The 22,843-nt window shown below is 64.5% G+C and carries 16 protein-coding genes and 1 pseudogene; 4 read left to right on the plus strand and 13 right to left on the minus strand.

All coding sequences use genetic code 11. From position 1 onward, the window contains the following. Positions 1 to 80: 80 nt before the first annotated feature. On the plus strand, positions 81 to 1,535 hold the full coding sequence (locus tag AUR_RS02715) for a glucose-6-phosphate dehydrogenase (RefSeq protein ID WP_062097043.1): 1,455 nt from the start codon (positions 81 to 83) through the stop codon (positions 1,533 to 1,535). 122 nt (positions 1,536 to 1,657) lie between these two features. Here AUR_RS02715 and AUR_RS02720 read toward each other — a convergent pair whose 3' ends face one another. Together AUR_RS02720 and AUR_RS02725 are read right to left on the minus strand one after the other, a co-directional pair. Further along, entirely contained in the window at positions 1,658 to 1,996 is a 339-nt protein-coding gene (locus tag AUR_RS02720; protein WP_017199639.1) for a P-II family nitrogen regulator, read from the minus strand. After that, entirely contained in the window at positions 1,993 to 3,330 is a 1,338-nt protein-coding gene (locus AUR_RS02725) for an ammonium transporter (RefSeq protein ID WP_062097045.1), read from the minus strand. The genes AUR_RS02720 and AUR_RS02725 overlap by 4 nt, the downstream gene beginning before the upstream one ends. Before the next feature lie 247 nt (positions 3,331 to 3,577). Here AUR_RS02725 and AUR_RS02730 point away from each other — a divergent pair, with 247 nt between their 5' ends. After that, a complete protein-coding gene (locus AUR_RS02730; protein WP_062097047.1) occupies positions 3,578 to 4,798 on the plus strand; it encodes an MFS transporter in 1,221 nt (406 codons plus the stop codon). Positions 4,799 to 4,858: 60 nt separating this feature from the next. Here the strand turns inward: AUR_RS02730 and ftsY are convergent, their stop codons facing one another. Next, positions 4,859 to 6,058: a signal recognition particle-docking protein FtsY gene (gene ftsY, locus AUR_RS02735; RefSeq protein ID WP_062097049.1), complete on the minus strand. Its 1,200-nt coding sequence runs from the start codon at positions 6,056 to 6,058 to the stop codon at positions 4,859 to 4,861. 20 nt (positions 6,059 to 6,078) lie between these two features. Then, positions 6,079 to 9,666 carry a chromosome segregation protein SMC gene (gene smc / locus AUR_RS02740; RefSeq protein ID WP_197521585.1) on the minus strand — a complete coding sequence of 1,196 codons (3,588 nt, stop codon included), beginning with the start codon at positions 9,664 to 9,666 and terminating at the stop codon, positions 6,079 to 6,081. 349 nt (positions 9,667 to 10,015) lie between these two features. On the opposite strand from smc, the pseudogene AUR_RS02745 reads away from it, so the two are divergent. Next, positions 10,016 to 14,904: pseudogene (locus tag AUR_RS02745) on the plus strand (DUF4082 domain-containing protein). A gap of 9 nt (positions 14,905 to 14,913) precedes the next feature. Here the strand turns inward: AUR_RS02745 and AUR_RS02750 are convergent. The 9 genes from AUR_RS02750 to coaD form a co-directional block, all read right to left on the minus strand. Further along, positions 14,914 to 15,942, minus strand: a complete 1,029-nt coding sequence (locus tag AUR_RS02750) for a PD40 domain-containing protein (RefSeq protein ID WP_062097053.1) — start codon at positions 15,940 to 15,942, stop codon at positions 14,914 to 14,916. Next, positions 15,939 to 17,216 carry an MFS transporter gene (locus AUR_RS02755; protein WP_206616215.1) on the minus strand — a complete coding sequence of 426 codons (1,278 nt, stop codon included), beginning with the start codon at positions 17,214 to 17,216 and terminating at the stop codon, positions 15,939 to 15,941. The genes AUR_RS02750 and AUR_RS02755 overlap by 4 nt, the downstream gene beginning before the upstream one ends. 8 nt (positions 17,217 to 17,224) lie before the next feature. After that, on the minus strand, positions 17,225 to 17,917 hold the full coding sequence (locus AUR_RS02760) for a hypothetical protein (protein ID WP_062097061.1): 693 nt from the start codon (positions 17,915 to 17,917) through the stop codon (positions 17,225 to 17,227). Next, on the minus strand, positions 17,914 to 18,363 hold the full coding sequence (locus tag AUR_RS02765; protein ID WP_062159930.1) for a hypothetical protein: 450 nt from the start codon (positions 18,361 to 18,363) through the stop codon (positions 17,914 to 17,916). The genes AUR_RS02760 and AUR_RS02765 overlap by 4 nt, the downstream gene beginning before the upstream one ends. Positions 18,364 to 18,442: 79 nt before the next feature. Further along, positions 18,443 to 19,390 carry a bifunctional DNA-formamidopyrimidine glycosylase/DNA-(apurinic or apyrimidinic site) lyase gene (gene mutM, locus AUR_RS02770; protein WP_062097065.1) on the minus strand — a complete coding sequence of 316 codons (948 nt, stop codon included), beginning with the start codon at positions 19,388 to 19,390 and terminating at the stop codon, positions 18,443 to 18,445. A gap of 3 nt (positions 19,391 to 19,393) precedes the next feature. After that, positions 19,394 to 20,104 carry a ribonuclease III gene (gene rnc / locus AUR_RS02775; RefSeq protein WP_021470819.1) on the minus strand — a complete coding sequence of 237 codons (711 nt, stop codon included), beginning with the start codon at positions 20,102 to 20,104 and terminating at the stop codon, positions 19,394 to 19,396. 23 nt (positions 20,105 to 20,127) lie between these two features. Next, entirely contained in the window at positions 20,128 to 20,331 is a 204-nt protein-coding gene (gene rpmF / locus AUR_RS02780) for a 50S ribosomal protein L32 (RefSeq protein ID WP_011775139.1), read from the minus strand. A gap of 33 nt (positions 20,332 to 20,364) precedes the next feature. Beyond that, positions 20,365 to 20,892, minus strand: a complete 528-nt coding sequence (locus tag AUR_RS02785; RefSeq protein ID WP_079941228.1) for a YceD family protein — start codon at positions 20,890 to 20,892, stop codon at positions 20,365 to 20,367. A gap of 166 nt (positions 20,893 to 21,058) precedes the next feature. Next, positions 21,059 to 21,559: a pantetheine-phosphate adenylyltransferase gene (gene coaD / locus AUR_RS02790; RefSeq protein ID WP_021470821.1), complete on the minus strand. Its 501-nt coding sequence runs from the start codon at positions 21,557 to 21,559 to the stop codon at positions 21,059 to 21,061. A 35-nt stretch (positions 21,560 to 21,594) separates the two neighbouring features. On the opposite strand from coaD, the gene AUR_RS02795 reads away from it, so the two are divergent. Then, on the plus strand, positions 21,595 to 22,836 hold the full coding sequence (locus AUR_RS02795; protein WP_128397040.1) for an aminotransferase class I/II-fold pyridoxal phosphate-dependent enzyme: 1,242 nt from the start codon (positions 21,595 to 21,597) through the stop codon (positions 22,834 to 22,836). The last annotated feature ends 7 nt before the right edge of the window (positions 22,837 to 22,843 follow it).

Below are 22,843 nucleotides of genomic sequence, written 5' to 3' on the forward strand. Positions count from 1 at the left end.
ACCCTAATAAATCAGCGTCAACTAGGGGACTCGACTATCTAGGGTACCAAGTCGCGTCCACAAGATGGCATGCTGGCACAGTGACCAGCAAAACAACTGTGAAAACGTTGCTCATTCTCGGCGCTTCAGGCGACCTCACCGGCCGCCTGCTCCTTCCGGGACTTGCCGGCCTCCTTGCCACAGGCAGGGTTGGCGGGCTTCGACTGGTCGGGGCCGGGTCCGATCCCTGGACCGCGCGGCAGTGGAAAGAACGGGTGGACACATCCTTCGCTGCGGCAGCCGGCGCCGCGGAAAGCGCAGGCCGGTCAGTACTGGACTCGGTGGCCGCATCCACGGAATACCATCAGGTCGACGTCACGGCGGACGGCAGGCTCGCCGACTTGCTGACGCGACTGGAAGGGCCGGTTGCCATCTACTTCGCCCTCCCCCCGGAAGTCAGCCAGAAAGCCTGTGCCCTCCTGCGCCGTGACCAGCTTCCGGCCGGAACCCGGCTGGTATTGGAGAAGCCTTTCGGCGCGGGGCTGGAATCGGCCCGGGAACTGAACAAGGTACTTGCCGCGCTGGTCCCGGAAGACCACATCCACCGTGTGGACCACTTCCTCGGCAAGGCCACGGTGCTGAACATCCTCGGACTGCGTTTCGCCAACCGCTTCCTGGAACCGGTGTGGGACCGCGACCACATCGAAAAAGTCGAGATCATCTTCGACGAAGACCTGGCTTTGGAAGGCCGTGCCCGCTATTACGACCATGCCGGCGCCCTCAAGGACATGATCCAAAGCCACCTGCTCCACATCATGGCTTTCCTGGCCATCGACGCCCCCGCCTCCATCGACGAACGCGATCTCCGTGACGCCGTGGCCGCGGTCCTGCGTGCCAGCAGCATCAAGGCCCCGTTCCAGGATTCGACCCGCCGGGCCCGCTATACAGCCGGGAAGCTCGGCGAGCGCACCATTCCCGACTACGCGGCCGAGCCGGGCGTGGACCCCGCCAGGAACACCGAAACCCTCGCCCAGGTCACGGTGGAGATCGACAATTGGCGCTGGAAGGGCGTCCCGTTCATCCTGCGCTCCGGCAAGGCGATGGGCCACAAACGGAAGGAAGCCGTGGTGACCTTCCGTCCCGTGCCGCATTTGCCGGTCGGGTTCTCCGGCGTCGACTCCCCCAACCACCTTCGGATCGGTTTCGGTCCCGACGTCCTGCAGCTCGACGTCGACGTCAACGGCCCTGGCGACGTGTTCACCCTGGACCGGGCGAGCTTGATCACCGAGCTCAACGCTGCCGGCATGCTGCCTTACGGCGAAGTCCTGGAGGGCATCCTTACCGGCGATCCGCTCCTCTCCGTCCGCGGCGACACTGCGGAGGACTGCTGGCGGATCATGGAACCCGTGCTCGGTGCCTGGGCGCAGGATGCGGTCCCGTTGGAGGAGTACGACGCCGGCAGCCAGGGGCCGGCAGCGTGGGGCACCAGCGGCGGGCGCAGCGACAGCGGGCACACCGGCAGTAACAGTCCTACGGCGGCAAGTTACGGGGGCTGACTATCCCAGTGGCTGACTGTTTCGGGGCGGCTGACTGTTAACGGCCAAGCGGGCCGGGTACCTTTTCGGTACCCGACCCGCTGTTCGTTTCCCGGATCAACAGCCGGGGCTCGGATGTCCGCCTAAATGGCCGCCGCGCCGCGCTCCCCGGTCCTGACGCGGACTGCTTCGTAGACGTCCACGGTCCAGACTTTCCCGTCACCGGCCCGGCCGGTGTTGGAGCTTGCAATGAGGACATCCAGGATGTCGTCCGCTTGTTCGTCGGTGGCAAGAACCTCGATGCGGATCTTGGGCAGCAGGTCCACGTTGTATTCAGCACCGCGGTACACCTCCGTGTAGCCCCGCTGCCGGCCATAGCCGCTGGCCGCGCTGACCGTCAACCCCTGGACGCCGTACGCTTCCAGGCCTTCCCGGACTGCTTCAAGCTTCTCCGGACGGACGATCGCTGTAATGAGTTTCATGCCTGGACACTCTCCTTGCCTTCGGCTGCGGGGGCCTTGGATTCCACTGCGGCGTCGTTCTTGCCGGTCATCACGTCGTGCAGCGGCTGGAAGCTTCCACCGTGGCCGCCTACACCGAACTCGTAGGCCGTCTCGGCGTGGAGGCTGAGGTCAACGCCGACGTTCTCCTGCTCAGTGGAGACCCGGAAGCCCATGGTCTTGTGGATGGCCAGGGCGATGATCGCCGTCATGATGGCGGAGAAGGCGATGGCGATGCCGGCCGCTGCGAGCTGCGCCCACATCTGGGCCATGCCGCCACCGTAGAAGAGGCCGCCGCCCACGCCGTCCACCGGCTTTGCGATGAAGCCCAGTGCTACGGTTCCGATGATGCCGGAGACCAGGTGTACTCCCACCACGTCCAGGGAGTCGTCGAAGCCCCAGCGGAACTTCAGGCCTACGGCGAGGGCGGACGCGATACCGGCGACCAAGCCCAGGCCCAGGGCGCCGATGGGATCGACGTTGGCGCAAGCCGGGGTGATGGCAACGAGGCCTGCCACGACGCCGGACGCAGCGCCGAGGGACGTCGGGTGGCCGTCGCGGATGCGTTCGGTGATGAGCCAGCCGATCATTGCTGCGGCCGGAGCTGCGAGGGTGTTGACCCAGATGAGGCCGCCCTGCTCAGCGGTGGTTGCCGCGCCGCCGTTGAACCCGAACCAGCCGAACCACAGGATGGCTGCACCGAGCATCACGAAGGGAATGTTGTGCGGGCGGTGGTTGGGGTCCTTGCCGAAGCCGCGGCGGTTGCCGATGATCAGCACCAGGACGAGTGCGGCCACGCCGGCGTTGATGTGCACTACCGTTCCGCCGGCGAAGTCGATGGCCGGGCCGAGCGCCTTGCCGATGGCACCCTCGGGACCGAACAGGCCGCCGCCCCACACCATGTAGGCCAAGGGGCAGTAGACCAGCGTGACCCAAACGGGAACGAAGAGGCTCCAGGCGCCGAACTTGGCACGGTCGGCGATCGCGCCGCTGATCAGGGCCACCGTGATGATGGCGAACGTGGCTGCGAAGCCTACCTTGATGTAACCGTCAGGAGTGGCGTCCATTCCAGCCAGTCCAAATGATGCGAACGGGTTCCCCACGATCTCCATGAAGCCCTCGCCGGAGCTCATGGATGCCCCCCACAGCACCCATACAACGCCCACGATGCCGATGGAGATGAAACTCATCATCATCATGTTCAGGGCGGCCTTGGCCCGTGTCATACCACCGTAGAAGAATGCCAATCCCGGTGTCATGAACAGCACAAGCGCTGCCGCCACCATGACCCATACGTGACCTGCGGTAAGTTCCATGGTGCACGTCCTCTCTTGCTAGTACTGCGGTTCGTCCGCTGTCCTGACGCCTTTTGCGTCCTGCAATAAAGTTTTGTGCCGCAGTGTTTCACCTGCGCGGGATTTAGATTGCGGGCCTGTTACATCAACCTCCCCAACGTAAATGATGCATAACCTCGTTGTTACGGATATGTTTCATGCGTCACACAGGCCCGGGACGAGTACCGCGCCCACGCAAAAACCTTCGACCCTGACAGGACCACCCCGGATGCCACAGTCGCCCCGATCCACCCAGCCACCAAGGATCAGGCAGCAGAGGGAGCCGCTTCCCCGCGACGTGAAGGTCATGCTGGCCGCCGCCTTCCTCATCGCCCTGGGTTTCGGGCTGGTGGCCCCGGTACTGCCGCAATTTGCCACGACCTTCGACGTCGGCGCGACGGCCGCCGCGGTGATCGTCAGTATCTTCGCCTTCATGCGCCTCGTCTTCGCGCCGGCGGGCGGGCAGCTGATCGTCCGCTTCGGGGAGCGGAGCGTCTATGTGAGCGGGCTGCTGATTGTTGCCGCATCGACTGCGGCCTGCGCTTTCGCGCAAAACTACTGGCAGTTGTTGATCTTCCGCGGCCTGGGCGGAGCGGGTTCGGTGATGTTCACCGTCGCCGCCATGGGCCTGCTGATCCGGCTGGCGCCGCCGGAGCGAAGGGGCCAGGTTTCGGGAGCCTACGCTTCGGCCTTCCTGATCGGCAGCGTCCTGGGGCCCGTGGTGGGCGGACTCCTGGCCGGTTTCGGCCTGCGCGTGCCGTTCCTGGTGTACGCCGCTGCCCTGCTGCTCGCCGCCGTCGTTGTGCGGACGATGCTGACCGGCACGAACCATCTGGGTGAGGAGGCACGGCACGCGCCTGCCATGACGCTGAAAGAGGCACTCGCCGATTCGGCCTACCGGGCGGCCGTCTTCTCAAGTTTCGGCAACGGCTGGGTCACCTTCGGTGTGCGCATGGCCACCATCCCCTTGTTTGCCACGGCCGTCCTGCAGTCACGTCCGGAAACGGCGGCGTGGGCGCTTGCTGTGTTCGCCATGGGTAACGCACTCGCTTTGACGTTCTCCGGCCGGCTTTCGGACTCCTGGGGACGGAAGCCGCTGCTTATCCCGGGATTGGTCATCACGGGAGCCGCTACGGGGCTCATCGGCGTGACCGGTGACCTGGTGTGGTTCCTCGTTGCCTCCGCCGTGGCGGGTTTCGGCTCCGGCTTGCTGGGCCCGGCGCAGCAGGCCGCCGTCGCCGATGTGATTGGCCGGGGCCGCTCCGGTGGCCGCGTCCTGGCAGTGTTCCAGATGGCGGCCGATACCGGAGCCATCATCGGCCCGGTGGTTGCCGGGCTCCTGGCGGACCAGTTGGGCTACGGCTGGGCTTTTGGAATCACCGGCGGGGTGCTCCTGGTGACCGCGGCAGCGTGGCTTCCCGCCCGCGAACCCGCGGTTAAACAAAACTGACTGGCAACAGGGGTTGCTCTGAACGCTCAGAACAACCCCTATTGCCAGTCAGTTGAAGAACTAGTTCAGCAGTGCGTCCACGAACCCCTCGGCTTCGAAAGGCGCGAGGTCGTCGGGCCCTTCGCCCAGGCCGATGAGTTTGACCGGCACGCCCAGCGTCTTCTGGATCGCGACCACGATGCCGCCCTTGGCGGTGCCATCGAGCTTGGTCAGGACGATGCCGGAGATGTTGACCACCTCGGCAAAGACCCGGGCCTGGTTCAGCCCGTTCTGGCCGGTGGTGGCATCCAGCACCAACAGGACCTCGTCCACTTCGGCCAGCTTTTCGATGACGCGCTTGACCTTGCCAAGCTCGTCCATCAGGCCGGTCTTGTTCTGCAGGCGGCCCGCGGTATCCACCATGACAACATCGACTTCCTGGTCGATGCCGGCCTTGACTGCCTCGTAGGCCACCGAAGCGGGGTCCGCGCCGTCGATGTCCGACTTCACCGTGGGCACGCCCACGCGCTGGCCCCACGTGGCGAGCTGTTCGGCCGCTGCCGCACGGAAGGTGTCCGCTGCTCCCAGCAGGACGTCCTTGTCTTCAGCCACCAGGACACGCGCCAGCTTGCCCACCGTGGTGGTCTTGCCGACGCCGTTGACACCTACCACCAGCACGACGGCGGGACGGTCACCTTGGCGGGCGACGTTCAAGGAACGGTCCATGGACGGGTCAACGAGCTTGATGAGTTCTTCCCGGAGCATGGCCTTGACATGCTCCGGATCGCGGGTTCCCAGGACCTTGACGCGCTCGCGCAGGGACTCCACGAGTTCCATGGTCGGTTCTGTTCCAAGGTCTGCCAGGAGAAGGGTCTCCTCCACCTCGTCCCACACGTTCTCGTCGATCTTGTCACCCGAAAGCAGGGCCAGCAGGCCCTTGCCCAGGATGTTGTTGGACTTGACCAGGCGTGCGCGAAGACGGGTAAGGCGGCCCTCCACGGGTGCCGGGGTCTCCACGGCAATGGTTTCCAGCCCGGCGGCATCGTCCGGGACCAAGGTCTCTTCGAGGGAGCCGTGACGGCCGGGCGCGGGGGCGGGCTCCGGCCGGTCCTCCACCAAGGTTCCGCCGCTTGCTGCCGGCGACTGGAGGGGGTCGTTGGCGTCGCGGGTCCCGGGGTATTTGGAGCCGGACTTACGGGCCTTGAGCAGGACCGGGACCAGTCCGCCAATCACCACGAGCGCAGCGACTATGGACAGGATTATGGGTAGGAAATCGTTCACTCCCCTACCTTCTCACACAGCTAGGCCCCGTCCCCGAGGCGTTGGCTGATAACCGTGGACACACCGTCCCCGCGCATTGTTACCCCGTACAAGGCATCGGCCACTTCCATGGTCCGTTTCTGGTGCGTAATGACGATCAGCTGGCTGGACTCACGCAATTCCTCGAAGATCGTGATGAGGCGGCCAAGGTTGGTGTCGTCCAACGCGGCTTCCACCTCGTCCATGACGTAGAAGGGCGAAGGCCGCGCCTTGAAAATCGCGACGAGCAACGCCACTGCGGTGAGCGACCGCTCGCCGCCTGACAAGAGGGAGAGCCTCTTGATCTTCTTGCCGGCAGGCCTCGCCTCGACCTCGATCCCTGTGGTCAGCATGTCGTCCGGATCGGTCAGCACCAAGCGGCCCTCGCCGCCCGGAAAGAGGCGAGCGAAGACGTGGTCGAACTGAGCGGAGGTGTCGGCGAAGGCCTCAGTGAACACCTGCTGGACGCGGTTGTCGACTTCCTTGATGATGTCCAGCAAGTCCTTCCGGCTGGCTTTGAGGTCTTCCAGCTGGGAGCTGAGGAACTGGTGCCGTTCCTCCAAGGCCGCGAATTCTTCCAAGGCCAAAGGGTTGACTTTGCCCAGCGAAGCGAGGTCCCGTTCAGCCTTCTTCAGCCTCTTCTCCTGCTCGGCACGGACAAACGGAACACCGTGGAGAAGGGGTTGCCCGTCCTCGTCAACGGGCGCCCTGAGCTCCGCCCACTTGTCCGTTTTTCCAGTACTTGCAGTTGCGGGCACCGGAACCGGCTGGTCCGGACCGTACTCCGCCACCAACTGCCCTGCGGACATCCCAAGTTCGTCGATTGACCTGGCTTCAAGCGCCTCAATACGCAGTCGCTGCTGCGCACGGGCCAGCTCGTCCTTGTGCACCGAATCGGTCAGCTCCGCCAATTCCTTGGCACGTTCCTCGTTGACGGAACGGACGTGGGCAAGTTCCTTGTCGAGTTTTTCGCGGATTTCCTCGGCCAGGTCCCGTTCGCCCGCAGCGAGCTCCACGGAGATGTCCAGGAACCGGAGCGTGTGCGTGGCTCCCGCCTGGACGGCTGCTGCCCGGGCTGCCTGGGCACGGCGCCTTTGCGCGCGGCGTGCGGCCTCCTCCCGGGCCCGGCGTTCGGTTGCTGCAGCCCTTTCCAGCGAGGCGGCCCGGTTGCCCACGGCGCCGAGCTGTTCCTCTGCGGTCCTGAGCGCCAGCCGTGCTTCCATTTCCTTGGCCCGTGCGGTGCGGGCCTGTTCGGCAAGTTCGTCCCGGAGATCGGTGGAGGGTTCATCGTCGGGGGCTTCCTGGGCTGCTTCCAGGCGCTCGGAGGCCACGTCCAGATCCATGGTGGCTTCGGCGATGTTCGCCTCGGCTTTGGCCAGCGTGGCCGCAAGCCTTTCACTTTCCCCTACGGCGCCACGCAGGACGGAGTTCAGGTGTCCCAACCGTTCGGCCACGGCCGCCAGCCGGGCATCGGATTCGTGCAGCTTCTCCAGCGCAGCGTCTGCCCGGTCCCGGGCTTCAGCCTGCCGCGCCTTCGCTGCCGCCAGGCGGAAACGGTTGCGCTCCAAACCGGCGGTAACGTCCTGGAGCCTGGCAACGGCGTCGTCGACGGCGGCCTGGACCTCGATCAACGACGGCACGGTCGCTGATCCGCCGTGCGCGGCCAATGATGTCAACACATCGCCTGACCTGGTGACCGCCCTCAGCCCGGGGCGCTCAGCGATCAGTTCCGCCGCTGCTGCCAGGTCCTCGACGACGACGGCCCCGGCCAGTAGGGCAAGCGCACTCTGGGCCGGCGCTTCAGTGGCTTTGACGACGTCATGTACCCACCGGCAGCCCTGCGGCAACGCGCCGTCGTTGGCGGTCTCCGGCCCGTCGCTGCTAGCCAGAAGCAGGACGGCACGTCCCGCGTCGTCCGCCCTGAGGGTGCTGAACGCAGCCAGGGCTGCTGCGGTATCGGCGGCGACCAAGGCATCGGATGCCTCACCCAAGGCTGCAGATACCGCTGTTTCGTAGCCGGGTTCGATGGCGAGCATCCCGGCCAAGGGCCCGAGGATGCCTGTAACGTCCCCACCGAGCAGCCTCTGCGAACCGTCCCTGCGGTTCAGGCCCAGCTGCAGTGCGTCGCGTCGGGCAACCAGCGCGTCGCGTTCCCGCAGGGCGCCGCGCTCGGCGGCCTTGAGTTCTTCGATCTCGGCGGTGACTGCATCGAGGATCTGGTTGGCTTCCTCGTAATCGGCGTCGAGGCTTTCCTCGCCGTCCTCGACTCCGGCAACCTGGGATTCGAGGGCGGTGAACTCGCTGTGTGCGGAACGGCGCCGCTCATCGGCAGCTGCGAGCGATTCCCGGATACGTCCGCGTTCGGCTTCGGCAGCATCCACCCGCGAACGGGCCGCGGCCACTTTCCCGGCGAGCCGGGCCAAGCCTTCCCGGCGGTCTGCCGCTGCCCGCAGCATGGCGGTCAAGCGCTTGTCCTCGGCGGCTGCGAGCGCCTCCGCGCTGTCCTTGGCCACGGTTGCTTCCAGGAGGGCCGCCTGTTTGGCGAGGACATCGTGTTCCAAGGCTGCTTGCTCCTGACGCACCTTGGCCGCTTGGCGTTCAAGGTGTTCAGGGTCGCGGCCGGAGTCCGGCAAGGCTTCCGAGGCCCCCAGGAGACGCCGGCGCTCACCCGCCAGCGAGGCCAGGGAACGGAGCCGTTCCCGGTTTGCCGAGAGCTGGTACCAGCGATCGCGTGCGGCGTTGAGGCGCGGCGTTGCTTCAGCGGCGCGCTGTTCCAGCTCTGCCTGCCGCTGCCGCCCGTGCCCGAGTTCCGCTTCAACCACCTGACGGCGTTCCTTGAGGGCTGCTTCATCGGCCACGTCCTGCTCCAAGCTGCTGGTGAGCTGCATCAGGTCGTCGGCCAAAAGCCTTGCTTTGGCATCGCGGACGTCGAACTGGACCGTTTGGGCGCGGCGGGCGATTTCTGCCTGTTTGCCCAGGGGCGTCAGTTGGCGGCGGATCTCGGCGGTCAAGTCTCCCAGCCGCGAAAGGTTGGCCTGCATCGCCTCCAGCTTGCGGACTGTCTTTTCCTTGCGCCGCCGGTGTTTGAGGATACCGGCGGCTTCTTCGATGAAGCCCCGGCGGTCCTCCGGAGTCGCGTGCAGCACGCGGTCCAGTTGGCCCTGGCCGACGATGACGTGCATCTCGCGGCCAAGTCCCGAATCGGACAGCAACTCCTGGATATCCAGCAAGCGGCACGGCGCACCGTTGATGGCGTACTCGGAGCCGCCGGTGCGGAACAGGGTGCGCGAAATGGTGACTTCGCTGTATTCGATGGGAAGCGCGTTGTCGGTGTTGTCGATGGTGAGCGACACGTGTGCCCTGCCCAGGGGCGGCCTGCCGGACGTGCCGGCGAAGATGACGTCTTCCATTTTGCCGCCACGCAGGGTCTTGGCCCCTTGTTCGCCCATGACCCACGCCAGGGCGTCAACGACGTTGGACTTGCCGGAGCCGTTGGGCCCCACCACCGCAGTGACTCCCGGCTCGAAGTCGAACGTCGTGGCCGACGCAAACGACTTGAACCCGCGGACGGTCAAACTCTTCAAATGCAAGGTGGTTGGTTCTCCTGGATGGCCCCGGTGGCGGTATCCCACTAAATCTACTGCGGATTTGTTGAAAACCCGGGATCCATGGCGGGAAAGCCTTGCGGGCACCCGCCCGCATCCCTACACTCCTGCCTAGGGTTACCTGGCGCATGCGTTCCGGTGATCCGGCCGGATCCCCGGTTTGCCGGGTCCGCCGGGTCGCGGTCCGAAATTCGGAATACATGGGCATGGTGGCTGTGGCTGTGATGGTTTTCAACTGAAGATCTGGTTTTACCCTGGCTGGGGAGCGGTGAGCAGGGACCGGGCATGTGCGCGGACCTTTGTTTAGCAATCGGCGTACCACCCAGGAGTTCTGATGCCCGGTCCTTCCGCTACCCGGCCACCACGGTTCTTCAAAGGTTTCTTTGTACCCCTGGTCGTTGCGATGGTTGCGTCCTTGCTGCCCTTGACGGTACCTGCCGCCTTCGCAGCGGGCCCGTGCGACCCCGTGGTGAATCCCGTGGTGTGCGAGAACTCAAAACCGGGCAGCCCGCCGTCGGAATGGGACATCGACGGCGCCGGCGATGACAGTATCCAAGGCTTCTCCACAGCCATGAGTGTCAACGCCGGCCAATCAATCCAATTCAAAGTCGATACCTCGGCATCCAACTACACGATCGCCATTTACCGCAGCGGCTGGTACGGCGGAAACGGGGCACGCAAGATAGCCACCGTGACACCCTCGGCCTTCCGGCAGAACCAACCGGCGTGCCGTACCGACCTGGCCACTGAACTCTATGACTGCGGCACCTGGGCGGTATCGGCAACGTGGCAGGTCCCGGCAACGGCAGTGTCCGGCGTCTACTTTGCTTTGCTGACCCGGCCGGATACCGGCGGGCAAAGCCACATCACGTTCGTGGTGCGCAATGACGGCAACCGGTCAAGCGTGCTCTTCCAGACGTCGGATACGACGTGGCAGGCCTACAACACCTACGGGGGCGCGGACTTCTATCAAGGTGCCGTCAACGGGCGTGCCTACAAGATCAGCTATAACCGCCCCATGGCCAGCCGAAGCGGACCGGACGGCCGCGATTTCTACTTCGCCAACGAATACCCCATGGTCCGGTTCCTCGAACAGAACGGCTATGACGTCAGCTACATCAGCGGACTGGATACGGACACCCGCGGCGCCGAACTGCTCAACCATAAGGTGTTCCTGTCCGTAGGGCACGACGAGTACTGGTCCGGAAACCAGCGCGCCAATGTCACGGCAGCGCGGGATGCGGGGGTAAACCTCCAGTTCCTTTCCGGCAATGAGATGTACTGGCGAACCCGGTTCGAGCCTTCGAGCGTGGACGGTACGCCGGGCCGGACGCTGACCAGTTACAAGGAAACGTGGTCCAACGCCAAGATCGATCCCACCACCCAGTGGACGGGCACCTGGCGGGATCCGCGGTTCGCTTCCCAGGCAAACGGCGGAGGCCTGCCCGAAAACGGCCTCACGGGAACCCTCTACATGTCCAACTACACGGACCTCCCCGTGACAGTTTCCGCCGAAGAGGGCAAGACCCGGCTCTGGCGCAATACTTCCCTGGCATCGATGTCGGCAGGCACCTCCGCTGCGTTGGCGCCCCATACGATCGGCTACGAATCGAACGAAGACCTGGACAACGGCTTCCGGCCGGCCGGGCTCATCCGCTTGTCCACAACCACCGGCAGTGTCAGCCAATACCTGCAGGACTTCGGGAACACGGTGGCGCCGGGCACCACCAAGCACAGCATCACCCTGTACAAGGCGGCGAGCGGTGCATTGGTTTTCTCCGCCGGCAGCGTGCAGTGGACATGGGGCCTTGACCAGGAACACGACGGAAACGGCGCCCCTGCCGATATCCGGATGCGGCAGGCGCAGGTGAACCTGCTTGCCGACATGGGTGCCCAACCGGCAACCCTGGCATCCGGCCTGGTGGCGACCACCGCCAGCGGCGACAAAACAGGCCCCACCACCACCATCAACGCCCCTGCCAACAATGCCGCTGTGGCCCACGGAAGCAACGTCACCGTCAGCGGAACGGCAACGGACGCGGGCGGCGTGGTTGCCGGCGTCGAGGTTTCAACCGACGGCGGCACATCCTGGCACCCTGCCACCGGCAAGGCGAACTGGACGTACAGCTATGTGCAGAAGGGCCTGGCGACTGCCACCATCCAAGTGCGGGCTGTGGACGACAGCGCGAACATCGGCGCGGTGGCCACGCGCAACCTGACCGTGAACGGCCCGTACACGGTCTTCGGCCAGGCGGTTCCACCGGTGGTTGACTCCGGCGACGGCGGCGCGTACGAGATGGGCCTGCGTTTCACACCGTCCGTGGACGGCTTCATCACCGGTGCACGCTTCTACAAGAGCACCGCGAACACGGGAACCCATATTGGGTCCCTTTGGAACTCCGCAGGCACCCGCCTTGCCACCGCAACGTTCGCCAATGAAACCGCTTCGGGCTGGCAGAGCGTCCTCTTCAGCCAACCCGTGCCCGTGGCGGCCGGGCAGAAGTACACGGTCTCCTACTGGGCACCCCGAGGCCACTACGCCACCAAGGACTTCCAATGGGCGTATTCGGGCTTCAACGACGCGCCCATGAAGGTTGCCGGCGGTTTCGGCGCGGAACCCGCCGGTGTCTACAACACGTCCCAGGGTTTCCCAACAGCCAGCTTCAACGGTGGAAACTACTTCGTGGATGCCATCTTCAGCACAACGGACAATTCGCCCCTGACTGTCAGCTCACAGACCCCCATCCCGTCATCGTCCAGCGTTTCGGTCGCAACCACCGTGAGTGGAGTCTTCTCCAAGCCCGTCACGGCGGCCAGCGTGCAACTGACACTTCGTTCGGCGGCAGGTCCGGTGGCCGGTACCACCACCTATGACGCCACCACCCGGAAGGCTACGTTCACCCCGTCATCCCAGCTGGCCTTCAGCACCCAGTACACGGCAACCCTGGCCGGCACCGATGCCGTGGGCGGCCAAGTCGCCTCCGGCGGTACCTGGACATTCACCACGGCCGCAACCGCCCCCTCTCCCGGCGCCTGCCCGTGCAGTTTCTATGACGACAGCGTCACTCCCGGGATCGCGGAAATCCAGGACGGCGTACCGCTGACACTCGGTGTGCGCTTCACGAGCGTTTCAGCCGGCACTGTCAACGGCGTCCGGTTCTACAAGTCGGCCGGCAACACGGGAACGCACACCGGCTCCCTGTACACGGCCTCGGGTCAATTGCTGGCAACAGTCACGTTCGCCAATGAGAGCAGCGCAGGATGGCAAACTGCGATGTTCAGCCAACCGGTGCAAATGGCTGCCAATACCGAATACATCGCTGCCTACAAATCCACCACCGGAGCGTACTCGGCAACCAGCAACGGATTTGGACAGGGCCTCAGCGTCGGGCCGCTGCGGACAGGCCCGGACGCAGGGGCTTACTCCTACAACTCCGACTTCCCCGGTTCGCGGTCGACGGCCAGCTACCTGGTGGACGTCGTGGTCATGGTCGCCGCTCCGGCATTCACCGTCGGCAGCCAGTCACCGGCAAGCGGCGCCTCCAGCGTTCCGTTGACGACGACTGTTAGTGGAGTGCTGTCCGAGGCAGCAGTGGCTTCCAGCGTCAAACTGGCGCTCAAGACCGCCAGTGGCACCGCCGTTGCGGGAACCAGCGCCTACGTTGACGCAACACGCAAGGTCACGTTCACTCCGTCCGCTCCACTGGCCGAAGGCACAAGCTACACGGCCACAGTGACCGCAACGGCGGTATCCGGCACTCCCATCACCGGCAACACCTGGACTTTCACCACAGTCCCGCCGGCCAGGACGCCTGGAGTGTGCCCCTGCACCCTTTACCAGGACACCGTGACCCCCGGCACGATGGAAGTGGATGACGCCGTTCCGTTGACCCTGGGTGTGCGCTTCAGCAGTGACACGGCCGGGCAGGTAACCGGCGTCCGGTTCTACAAATCCAGTGGTAACACCGGAACGCACACGGGCTCGCTGTACACGGCTGCGGGCCAACTGCTGGCCACGGTTACCTTCGCCAACGAGTCCACCAGCGGCTGGCAAACGGCAACGTTCAGCCAACCCGTCAGCATCCAGGCGGACACCGAGTACATTGCCGCCTACAAGGTGCCCGGCGGCAAGTACTCCTACACGAGCGGAGGCTTCGGTCCCGAAGGCTTCACCAGCGGCCCCCTGCGCGTTGACGCCGACTCCGGCATGTACACCTACAGCGGTGACTTCCCCGGCACCCGCTCCACGGCAAGTTACCTCGTGGACCTGCTGTTCCAGCAGCCTGCACAACCCCTGAGCATCACTGCGCAGGTGCCCGCGCCGGGAGCCACGTCGATACCCACCGACGTGAGGCCATCGATGACCTTCTCCACTGCCATTAACCCGGGCGCTACCTTCACGTTGTCGGCCAACGGAAGCCCGGTGGCGGGGTCGGCGGCGTTGTCCGCCGACGCCCGGGTCATCACCTTCACACCGACCTCCGCACTGCCCGCGAGCACCGTCATCACGGCAAGCGTTTCCGGGGTGGCCAACCAACAGGGGCAGACCTTGCCGACCACCACGTGGCAATTCACGACCGCGAGCGCCTCCGTCCAGCAGAGCACCATCTTCGGCTCGCTCGTTCCGCAGGTGCTTGCGGCACCGGAAACCAAGTCGGTGGAACTGGGAACTGCCTTCACGGTTTCCCAGGCCGGAAGCGTCACGGGTATCCGGTTCTACAAGGGCACCGGCAACACCGGCACCCACGTAGGTTCGCTGTGGAACTCCGCAGGCACCAGGCTGGCCCAGGTGACGTTCACCAACGAGACCGCAACGGGCTGGCAGACCGCCACGTTGTCCACCCCGGTGGCATTGTCTACGGGCCAGACATACGTGGTGTCCTACCGCGCTCCCAATGGCCGCTACTCGTACACCCAGGGCTTCTTCAACACCACCTGGACAAGCGGTGTCTTCACGGCCTCGGGCCCCAACAACGGCCTCTACCGTTACGGCAGCGGGGGCGTGATGCCAGCCAATTCATGGAATGCCACCAACTACTTCGTGGACGTGGTCTACTCGACAGCCACCCAGACACAAGCGCAGACGGCTACGGCATCGCCGACGCCAACGGCGACTTCAACAGCCACTGCAACGCCAACGACGACGGCGACACCCACACCGACGCCGACACCGACAGCCACGCAGTAGGTGGACTCCTGTGCGGTCTTCTGATGCTCTGCTGAGCCTCGCTGTCAGCGGACGACGCTCGGTGACCAGGCGTGGGCGATGAACAACTCCGGTTGTGCCGCGGGTTCGATGTCCAGCTGCCAAATGTTGCTGTCGCCCTCAACAGCCTGGTCAGGCAGGCCATACAGCAACGTATCCTCGTCCAGCCATTCGATCTGATCGTCAACGCTCCGCTTTTCCGACAGGACCGTTTCCGCCCCGGTAGCGAGGTCCAAAACGGCCACCTTCCAATGCGTCCCCAGCGCACCGCCGTCGTTCTTCTTGAACGCAATCCGGGTACCGTCCGGCGAGATGGACGGGCACTCAACGTTGTCATGCACCGCAGTGAGCGTCCTGCCGGAGAGGCTGCCCTTGACCAGCCACAGACGACCCGACGACGCGGCCGTGGCGTAGAAGGAATCCTCCTGGCCGGGGACGAACGTCACGCCCCAGATGTTCCTGTCCGCAGCCACCAAGCGCTCGCCGTTGACCATGAGGGCAAAGTCTTCGAGGTTTCCCAGGTTGCTGGTTCCACGGCTGATTTCCGTTGCGGTGGAGAACCCGGAGGTTGAGTAGGAGTGCCCGGTCACGAACACTGTGGTGGCGATCAGGGAGCCATCGGCACTGATGCGTGTCCGGCTGGGAATGCCGGGCAAGGCCCACGATCTTTGCTGCTGCCAGTTCCGGTCCAGGACCGTGGCCTCAAATGCCGTGACCAGTCCCCTGTTCGCTTTCAAGCACACCACTTCGGCTGACGTTCCGTAGACCCTGTCGCACGCCTTTTCGCTGACGGCACGTTCGCCCTTCGGATCGGCGAGGGGTACCGTTGCCGCGTTGCCATAACCCTGGCCGGCCGCGGTGTTGCGGAAAAGGACGAAGGGAGCCTGCGGCAAGGGTTGTCCCGCAGTCACCCCCACGGAAGGGGCAGCCGTCCGGCTTTGCTCAAATCTTTGGTAGGCGCCGACGGCGTAAACCCCCGCCGCCGTCAGCATGAGGGCGGTAACAGCCAGCAGGATGCCCCAACGAAGCTTTGCGCCAGCCATCCTTCCGCTCATGCGCCGGCCCGCCCGGGCCGGGCTCCAGGAAGGATGAAGATCACTGCCACCACAACGCAGGCCAGCAGGATGCCGGCGATCGTGACGGCAGCTGATGCCCCCACGGCGTACCACAGCACACCGAACCCTGCCGAAGCCGCCATCCGGCTCAAAGCCACGACCGTCTGGGCCGCGGCAATGCCGGTGGCAAGCTTTCCCTCCGGCGTCAGTTGGCTCGCCAACGCGGCCAGCACCCCGTCGGTTGCCGCATAGAACGCACCGAGCAGGAGCAGGCACGTCAACGTTGCCCAGAGACCACCAAGCGGAGCCGCAGCCAGGAAGTAGCAGGCCAGGAGTGCCACGTGCCCTGCGATGAAGACCGGTACCCTGCCTAAACGGTCGGCGAGGCGGCCCAAGGGGACGGCCATCACCAGGAAGGCGACATTGGTGCCCACGAACAGCAACGGAAACCACTGGACGGCGAACGAGTCCCGGTCCTGGAGCACCAGGTAGATAAAGCCGTCACCGATGGTCACCAGCCCGAGGAGTCCCGCAGCGACAAGGAGCTTCCCCAACCCCGGTTCCTTGAAGTGGCGCCAGGAAAAAGCAAGAAGCCGCTGGCCCTTCGGTGCATCCTTCGCGCTCCGTGCGCGGAGGTCGGGAACCACCAATCCCAGGACGGCCACGCCGATCACGGCAAACGCCAAAGACACCACAAAGACTGTGCTGAAGCCATTGGGGATGACCAGCAGAATCAGGAAAGCAATCAGAGGCCCTGCCGCTGCACCGATGTTGTCCAGCATCCGGTGCATACCGAAGGACCGCGCCAGATGCTCCGGTTGCGCCGACACCGTGATCAGCGCATCCCGGGGCGCCGTCCGGATTCCCTTGCCGATCCGATCCCCCGTGACGATCGCCGCTACGGCCCAGAAGCCCCCGGCGAAAAGGAATCCGATCCTTGCCAGCATGGACAGTCCGTAACCGGCCAGGGCGATCCGTTTGGGATGGCCGCTGCGGTCTGACGCCCAGCCTGCGGCGATCCGGACGATGGCGCTCGCGCCCTGGTTGATTCCGTCGATGAAGCCGAAGGCTATGGTCGACAAACCGAGGAAGCCCGTGACGTACAAGGGCAGGATGGCCGTGACCGACTCGGAGGAGATATCCGTGACCATGCTGACGATTCCAAGCCACACGATGAGCGGGGACAAACGAAACGGCACCTTCGACAGTGCCGTCTGCTCGCTGGGAGACTTTCCGCGCTTACCGCCGCTGCGGTCCGAAAGCGAAATGTACATGCCTACCCCTACTCCGTGTCCGAGTGCAGACTGCCCAGCAGTTGGAAGCGCGAGTTACCGGTTCCGGTGGTGGCCACGGAGACCGTAATCGTGTCGGTGCCGCGGACGAACCGGGCAGCCGTCGCGCCGTCCGGGGCAGGTGCTTCTTCGGACCAGAAACCATGGGGAACCAACGAAGCCCTGAAATCCTCGATCACGGCTTGTTGCGGCTTGCCCACCACCCCGTCGGCAGTCACCTGCAGGACGTCGCCTGAACCCGAAACACTCGTGGACCCGATCGTGGTGCCTTCCGGCAACGTCAGGACGCTGCTCGGCCACCCGTCCACGACGGCGCCTGTAGCGTTTCCAGGGTCCGGCAGTTTCCCCTTGAGCAGGGGCGCTGCAGCTGATGGTTCCGGCAGGCCCGTAGGGGTCAACGTCACAGGCGGCAGGACTTCAAGGGGTTTGGCACCCGGGGACGCACCGCCGTTGCCGTCGCCGCCTGCGGAAGGGCCCGACGTCGGACTTCCGGAGGATTGCGGGCCGGAGCCTGCTTCCCCGCTTCCGGTGGGCGAGGAACCCGCCGCAGAGGGGCTGGCAGGGCTGGAATTTTGGGCTGTCGTTTGGGCCGGACGCACGGCCAGTTGGTCAAAGACCACCGCGATGACCGCGATCAGCACGGCAAGGGCCAGGCCCGCGATGACCAGCCGCCGGGCATTCATGGCTTCCCCGGGTTGGCTGAGCCGCCAAGGAGCTGGTGCGCCCTCGCTTCAAGACCGTCGTCAACGAAGTCGTAGATGAAGGACGCGAGCCAGATGACGATCGTGGCGGCAATCCAGCCGAACAGGCTTGTGATGGCGAACCCTTGCGAGAAGAGGCTGGTCAGGATCAGGACGGCCAGCGTGGCCAGCAAGCTTGCGCCCAGGGTGGACGCCTTGGTCATCAGCCAGGTCCTGCGCTCCTGCCCGCCGGCTTGCTGTCGGTGGTCCCACCGCCTGCGCAGCAGCCCGGCAACCAACGGTTTCACCAGAAGGGTGGCGGCCGTGAACACCACGACGGCCCAGAGGAACCCGGACCCCAAACGGACCCCGGGTAGCACCGACGCCACCCACAAGGTGATGGCGTTGAAAACAAGTGCGATGGCGATTTTGACCGCCAAGCTTTTCATGGGGACAGTAAACCATCGAGCCCGCCAATCCGGAACAGTTTTCCCCTGTGAAAACCGGTTACGACGGCGTGAAAACCGGTTACCAGCGGCCGTTACGCGGCCGGGGCTGGCAGATGGGACAGGTATAGGAAGAACGGTTCATGAACTGCTCGCGTTTGATGATCCCGCCAAGGCCCGTCGCCTCGCAGCGGCTGCATGGTTCCCCGGCCCGGCCGTACGCATTCAGCGAGCGGGCGAAGTAACCGGAGTCCCCGTTGACGTTGACGTACAGGGAGTCGAAACTCGTGCCGCCGGCGGCCAAGGCTGCGTTCATGACGTCCCGGGCGGCTTCGATGACCCGTTCCGCGTCGCCGCGTCGCAGTTTGTCGGTGGGCCGGGCGTAGTGGAGTCGTGCCTTCCACAGGGCTTCGTCAGCGTAGATGTTGCCTATTCCGGATATGACGGACTGGTCCAGGAGGGCCCGTTTGAGTCCCGTCCTGCGCGCCTTGACCTTCCGGTAAAACTCATCGAAGGAAAAGTTGGGGTCCAGGGGGTCGCGGGCTATGTGCGCCGCTTCCTCTGCAATTTCGGGCAGGGGCGTCTCGCCCAAACCGCCGGGGCCGCCGTCGGGCGTCGGGATGAGGGACGTGACGAACAAGCCGCCAAAGATCCGCTGGTCCACGAACCTGAGCTGCCCGGGCATGCCATCGGACGCGCTCAGCCGGATCCGGACCTTGAGGTGCTTTTCATCCGGCACCTGGGGATCCTGCATCAGCAACTGCCCGCTCATCCCCAAATGCGCCATCAGGGCCGTACCGGGCAAAGCGGTGTCCGAGCCTGCCATGGACAAGGGCATCCACAAGAACTTCCCGCGGCGCACGACGTCCAGCACCGTAGCGCCTTCAAGGTTGCCGATGAAGTCCTCGGTACCCAGTGCATGGCGTCGGATGGACCTGGGGTCCAGGACCTCGACGCCGGTGACCGTGCGGCCGCGAACCCAGCGCGCGAGGCCGCGGCGCACCACTTCTACCTCGGGAAGTTCGGGCATGGATCAGGAAGAAGCCGGTTCGGTGGAGGCTGTGTCCAGCGAATTCAAGGCACGCCAAGCGTCCGCTGCGGCTTCCTGTTCCGCTTCCTTCTTCGAGTGGCCCGAACCCCGCCCATAGGGGGTGCCGCCAATGTTGAGCACGGCTTCGAAGGTGCGGGCGTGGTCCGGCCCGGAACCTTCCACGGCGTAGTGGATGGTGCCGAGTTGCCGGCTGGCTGCCAGCTCCTGGATGCTGGTTTTCCAGTCGGTTCCGGCGCCGAGCGCACCGGCGTCCTTGAGCAGCGGACCCACGAGGCGCATCACCAGTTGGCGCGCGGTTTCCATGTCATTGGAAAGGTAGGTGGCGCCGATCAGCGCTTCCATGGTGTCCGCGAGGATAGAGGCTTTGTTCTTGCCGTCGGTGATCTTTTCGCCCTGGCCAAGGTAAATGAACTCGCCAACGCCGAGCTTGCGGCCGATACCTGCCAAGGCGCGCGTACTCACGACGGCGGAACGCCGCTTTGCGAGCTCACCTTCAGGGAGCTCGGGATGGTCGCGGTACAGGGAATCGGTGACGGAGAATCCCAGGATGGAGTCGCCGAGGAACTCGAGGCGCTCGTTGGTGGGGATACCGCCGTTCTCATACGCGTATGAGCGGTGTGTCAGAGCAAGACGAAGCGTCTCGGTGTCAATGGAGACACCGAGACGCTTCAGAAGCTCTTCAGTTGAAGACATCCTTTGTCAGCCTGGGCGGCAGATTAGGCGTCTGCGACCTTGCGGCCCTTGTATTCAAGGAACAGCGCGGTGCCGGCGGAGTCGGTGACGACCTTTGCCTGGTGCGGCAGGCTGTAGGTGACCTGACCGTTTTCGATGGTCTTGACCAGGTTGGGGGCAGTTGCCTTCCACTGGGCACGGCGTGCGCGCGTGTTTGCGCGAGACATTTTCCGCTTGGGAACAGCCACAGCTATCTCATTTCTCTCTTAGTCCAACAGTTACTAATCAGTTTGCCGGTCAGTCTTAGCCAGATCAGCTAGGGCAGCCCAGCGAGGGTCCAGGACCTCGTGGTGGTGCCCCGGCTCGTCTTCCAGGCGCGCCCCGCATTCGGAGCACAAGCCTTGGCAGTCTTCCCGGCACACCGGCTGGAACGGCAGCATGGTGACTACTGCGTCCCGCAACACCGGCTCAAGATCGATCAGATCGTGCTCGACTCGACGTTGCTCTTCATCGTCTTCCCCGTCCGAAAGCTCTTCGCCTTCGTAGAAGAAAAGTTCTTGCACATTGACCTCAAGGTCATACGCAAGGGGATCCAGGCATCGACCGCATTCGCCAGTTACTCCGACGATTGCGGTTCCGGATACCAGAATTCCTTCGTGTACGGCCTCAAGCCGGAGATCGAGCTCGACATCCGAGCCTTCCTCCACGCCAATGAGTGCCACACCAAGGTCACTTGGTGCAGGCACATGCTCCTTGAGTGTCCGCATGGTTCCTGGACTGCGTCCAAGGTCCTTGACTACCAGCGCCAAGGGCGAACTTGCATCTCGCTTAATGAGAACTCCTGTAGAACATATGACCGACGTACCATCTTAGCCTGATCACGTGCGAGGACTCAAACCGGCGACGGGCGCGTAAATGCGCCAACGTGTTCAGTTTGGGAATTGCGCGCGAACGGCTGCGGGCACGGCTTAAAGCCTACCCCTTACGTTGCTGTTCTGCCGAAGGCTCGCCCGCGAGCAGTCGTCGAAGGACGGATTTGGGCACGAAATCCGAGATGTCGCCCCCCAGGACGTTGACCTCTTTGATGAGCGTCGAGGAGAGATGGACGTAGTGCGCCTCGGCGGGCAGGAAGACCGTTTCGACGCCGGTAAGCTGCCGGTTCATGGTGGCCATGGGCAACTCGTAATCGAAATCCGAGGAGGACCGCAGTCCCTTCACGATGGCCGAGACGCCCCTGTGGCGGCAGTACTCCGCCAGCAGGCCTTCACCCATGGGTTCGACGATGATGCCACGCAAGGACGCCAAGGTTTCCCTGGCCATCTCCATGCGGTCCTCGAGGCTGAAGCGGTACTTCTTGGCGTAGTTGGTGGATACCGCCACAATGACCTCGTCAAACAGCCCGGCCGCGCGGGCAATGACTTCAAGATGTCCGTTGTGGATGGGGTCAAAGGATCCGGGGCAAACCGCACGTCTCATGACACGAACCTACCCCAAAGCTTCGCCGGGATACCATGGCTGACATGTCACCGGCAGGAAGCAGCGCCCCACCCGTCCACACGTCCCTGCCCTGGCAACGGGCGGCTGGCGGAGCCAACCTCCTGTCCCCCGATGGCGGCCTGGGCGTCACCATTTTCGAGGAGATGACAACCCTTGCTGTCGCCAAGGGAGCCATCAACCTCGGCCAGGGGTTCCCGGACGAGGACGGCCCCGCCGAAATGAAGGAGGCCGCCCGGGCGGCCATCCAGGCAGGGGCCAACCAGTATGCGCCCGGCAAAGGGTTTCCCCGGCTCCGCGAGGCAGTAGCTGCACACCAGGAACGTTTTTACGGCCTCACCCCGGATCCGGACACTGAGGTCATCGTCACCACCGGTGCCACCGAAGCGATCGCCGCTTCCTTGCTGGCATTCGTCCAGCCCGGCGACGAGGTCCTGACGTTCGAGCCTTTTTACGATTCCTACGGGGCCATCATTGCGATGGCGGGCGCCAAACACGTCACCGCTCCCCTAGTGGCCCCGGACTTCCTGCCGGACCTGGACGTCCTGGAGGAGGCGTTCAGCAACCGGACCAAGGTGGTGCTGCTGAACAATCCACACAACCCCATGGGTACTGTCTTCCCGCGCGACGTCCTGGCCAAGGTGGTGGAACTGGCGGAAAAGTACGACGCCATCATCGTTAGCGACGAAGTCTACGAACACCTGACCTTCGGCGAAGCCCATATCCCCATCACGACGATCCACGGAGCCGCTGAACGGACCATCACGATCTCTTCTGCCGGAAAGACGTTCTCCTTCACCGGGTGGAAGATCGGTTGGCTCAGCGGACCGGCCCACCTCGTCGCCGCCGCCCGTACGGTCAAGCAGTTCCTGAGCTACAGCTCAGGAACCCCGTTCCAAGAAGCCGTGGCGATCGGACTCGGCCTTCCGGACGCCTTCTACGCGGATATTGCGGCCACGCTGAAAGAGAAGAGGGACATCCTCGCGGCGGGGCTGCGTGAGGCGGGATTCGGCGTCTACGTACCGGGCGGAACGTACTTCATCAACGTCGACACCGCAACGCTGGGCATCACCGATTCGGTGGCCCTGGCCCGGCGCCTCCCGGACCTGGTGGGAGTAGCTGCGATCCCTGTCCCCGTCTTTTGCCACGCGGAAGGAGCAGAACGGACGCGAAGCCTGCTGCGCTTCGCCTTCTGCAAGAAGACCGCTCTCCTGCATGAAGCCGCTTCGCGCCTCGCTACCCTGCAGGACAAGCTCTGAGCGCCAA

This window comes from Paenarthrobacter ureafaciens, from assembly GCF_004028095.1.
In the GTDB taxonomy this organism is placed as follows: Bacteria; Actinomycetota; Actinomycetes; order Actinomycetales; family Micrococcaceae; genus Arthrobacter; species Arthrobacter ureafaciens.

Excerpts from the sequence above, each read along its gene's own strand:
- AUR_RS02755 (WP_206616215.1), bottom strand. The coding sequence starts at position 17,216 with ATGTACATTTCGCTTTCGGACCGCAGCGGCGGTAAGCGCGGAAAGTCT.
- AUR_RS02760 (WP_062097061.1), bottom strand. The coding sequence starts at position 17,917 with ATGAATGCCCGGCGGCTGGTCATCGCGGGCCTGGCCCTTGCCGTGCTG.
- mutM (WP_062097065.1), bottom strand. The coding sequence starts at position 19,390 with ATGCCCGAACTTCCCGAGGTAGAAGTGGTGCGCCGCGGCCTCGCGCGC.
- AUR_RS02795 (WP_128397040.1), top strand. The coding sequence starts at position 21,595 with ATGGCTGACATGTCACCGGCAGGAAGCAGCGCCCCACCCGTCCACACG.
- coaD (WP_021470821.1), bottom strand. The coding sequence starts at position 21,559 with ATGAGACGTGCGGTTTGCCCCGGATCCTTTGACCCCATCCACAACGGA.
- rnc (WP_021470819.1), bottom strand. The coding sequence starts at position 20,104 with ATGTCTTCAACTGAAGAGCTTCTGAAGCGTCTCGGTGTCTCCATTGAC.
- AUR_RS02765 (WP_062159930.1), bottom strand. The coding sequence starts at position 18,363 with ATGAAAAGCTTGGCGGTCAAAATCGCCATCGCACTTGTTTTCAACGCC.
- AUR_RS02750 (WP_062097053.1), bottom strand. The coding sequence starts at position 15,942 with ATGAGCGGAAGGATGGCTGGCGCAAAGCTTCGTTGGGGCATCCTGCTG.
- AUR_RS02720 (WP_017199639.1), bottom strand. The coding sequence starts at position 1,996 with ATGAAACTCATTACAGCGATCGTCCGTCCGGAGAAGCTTGAAGCAGTC.
- AUR_RS02730 (WP_062097047.1), top strand. The coding sequence starts at position 3,578 with ATGCCACAGTCGCCCCGATCCACCCAGCCACCAAGGATCAGGCAGCAG.
- AUR_RS02725 (WP_062097045.1), bottom strand. The coding sequence starts at position 3,330 with ATGGAACTTACCGCAGGTCACGTATGGGTCATGGTGGCGGCAGCGCTT.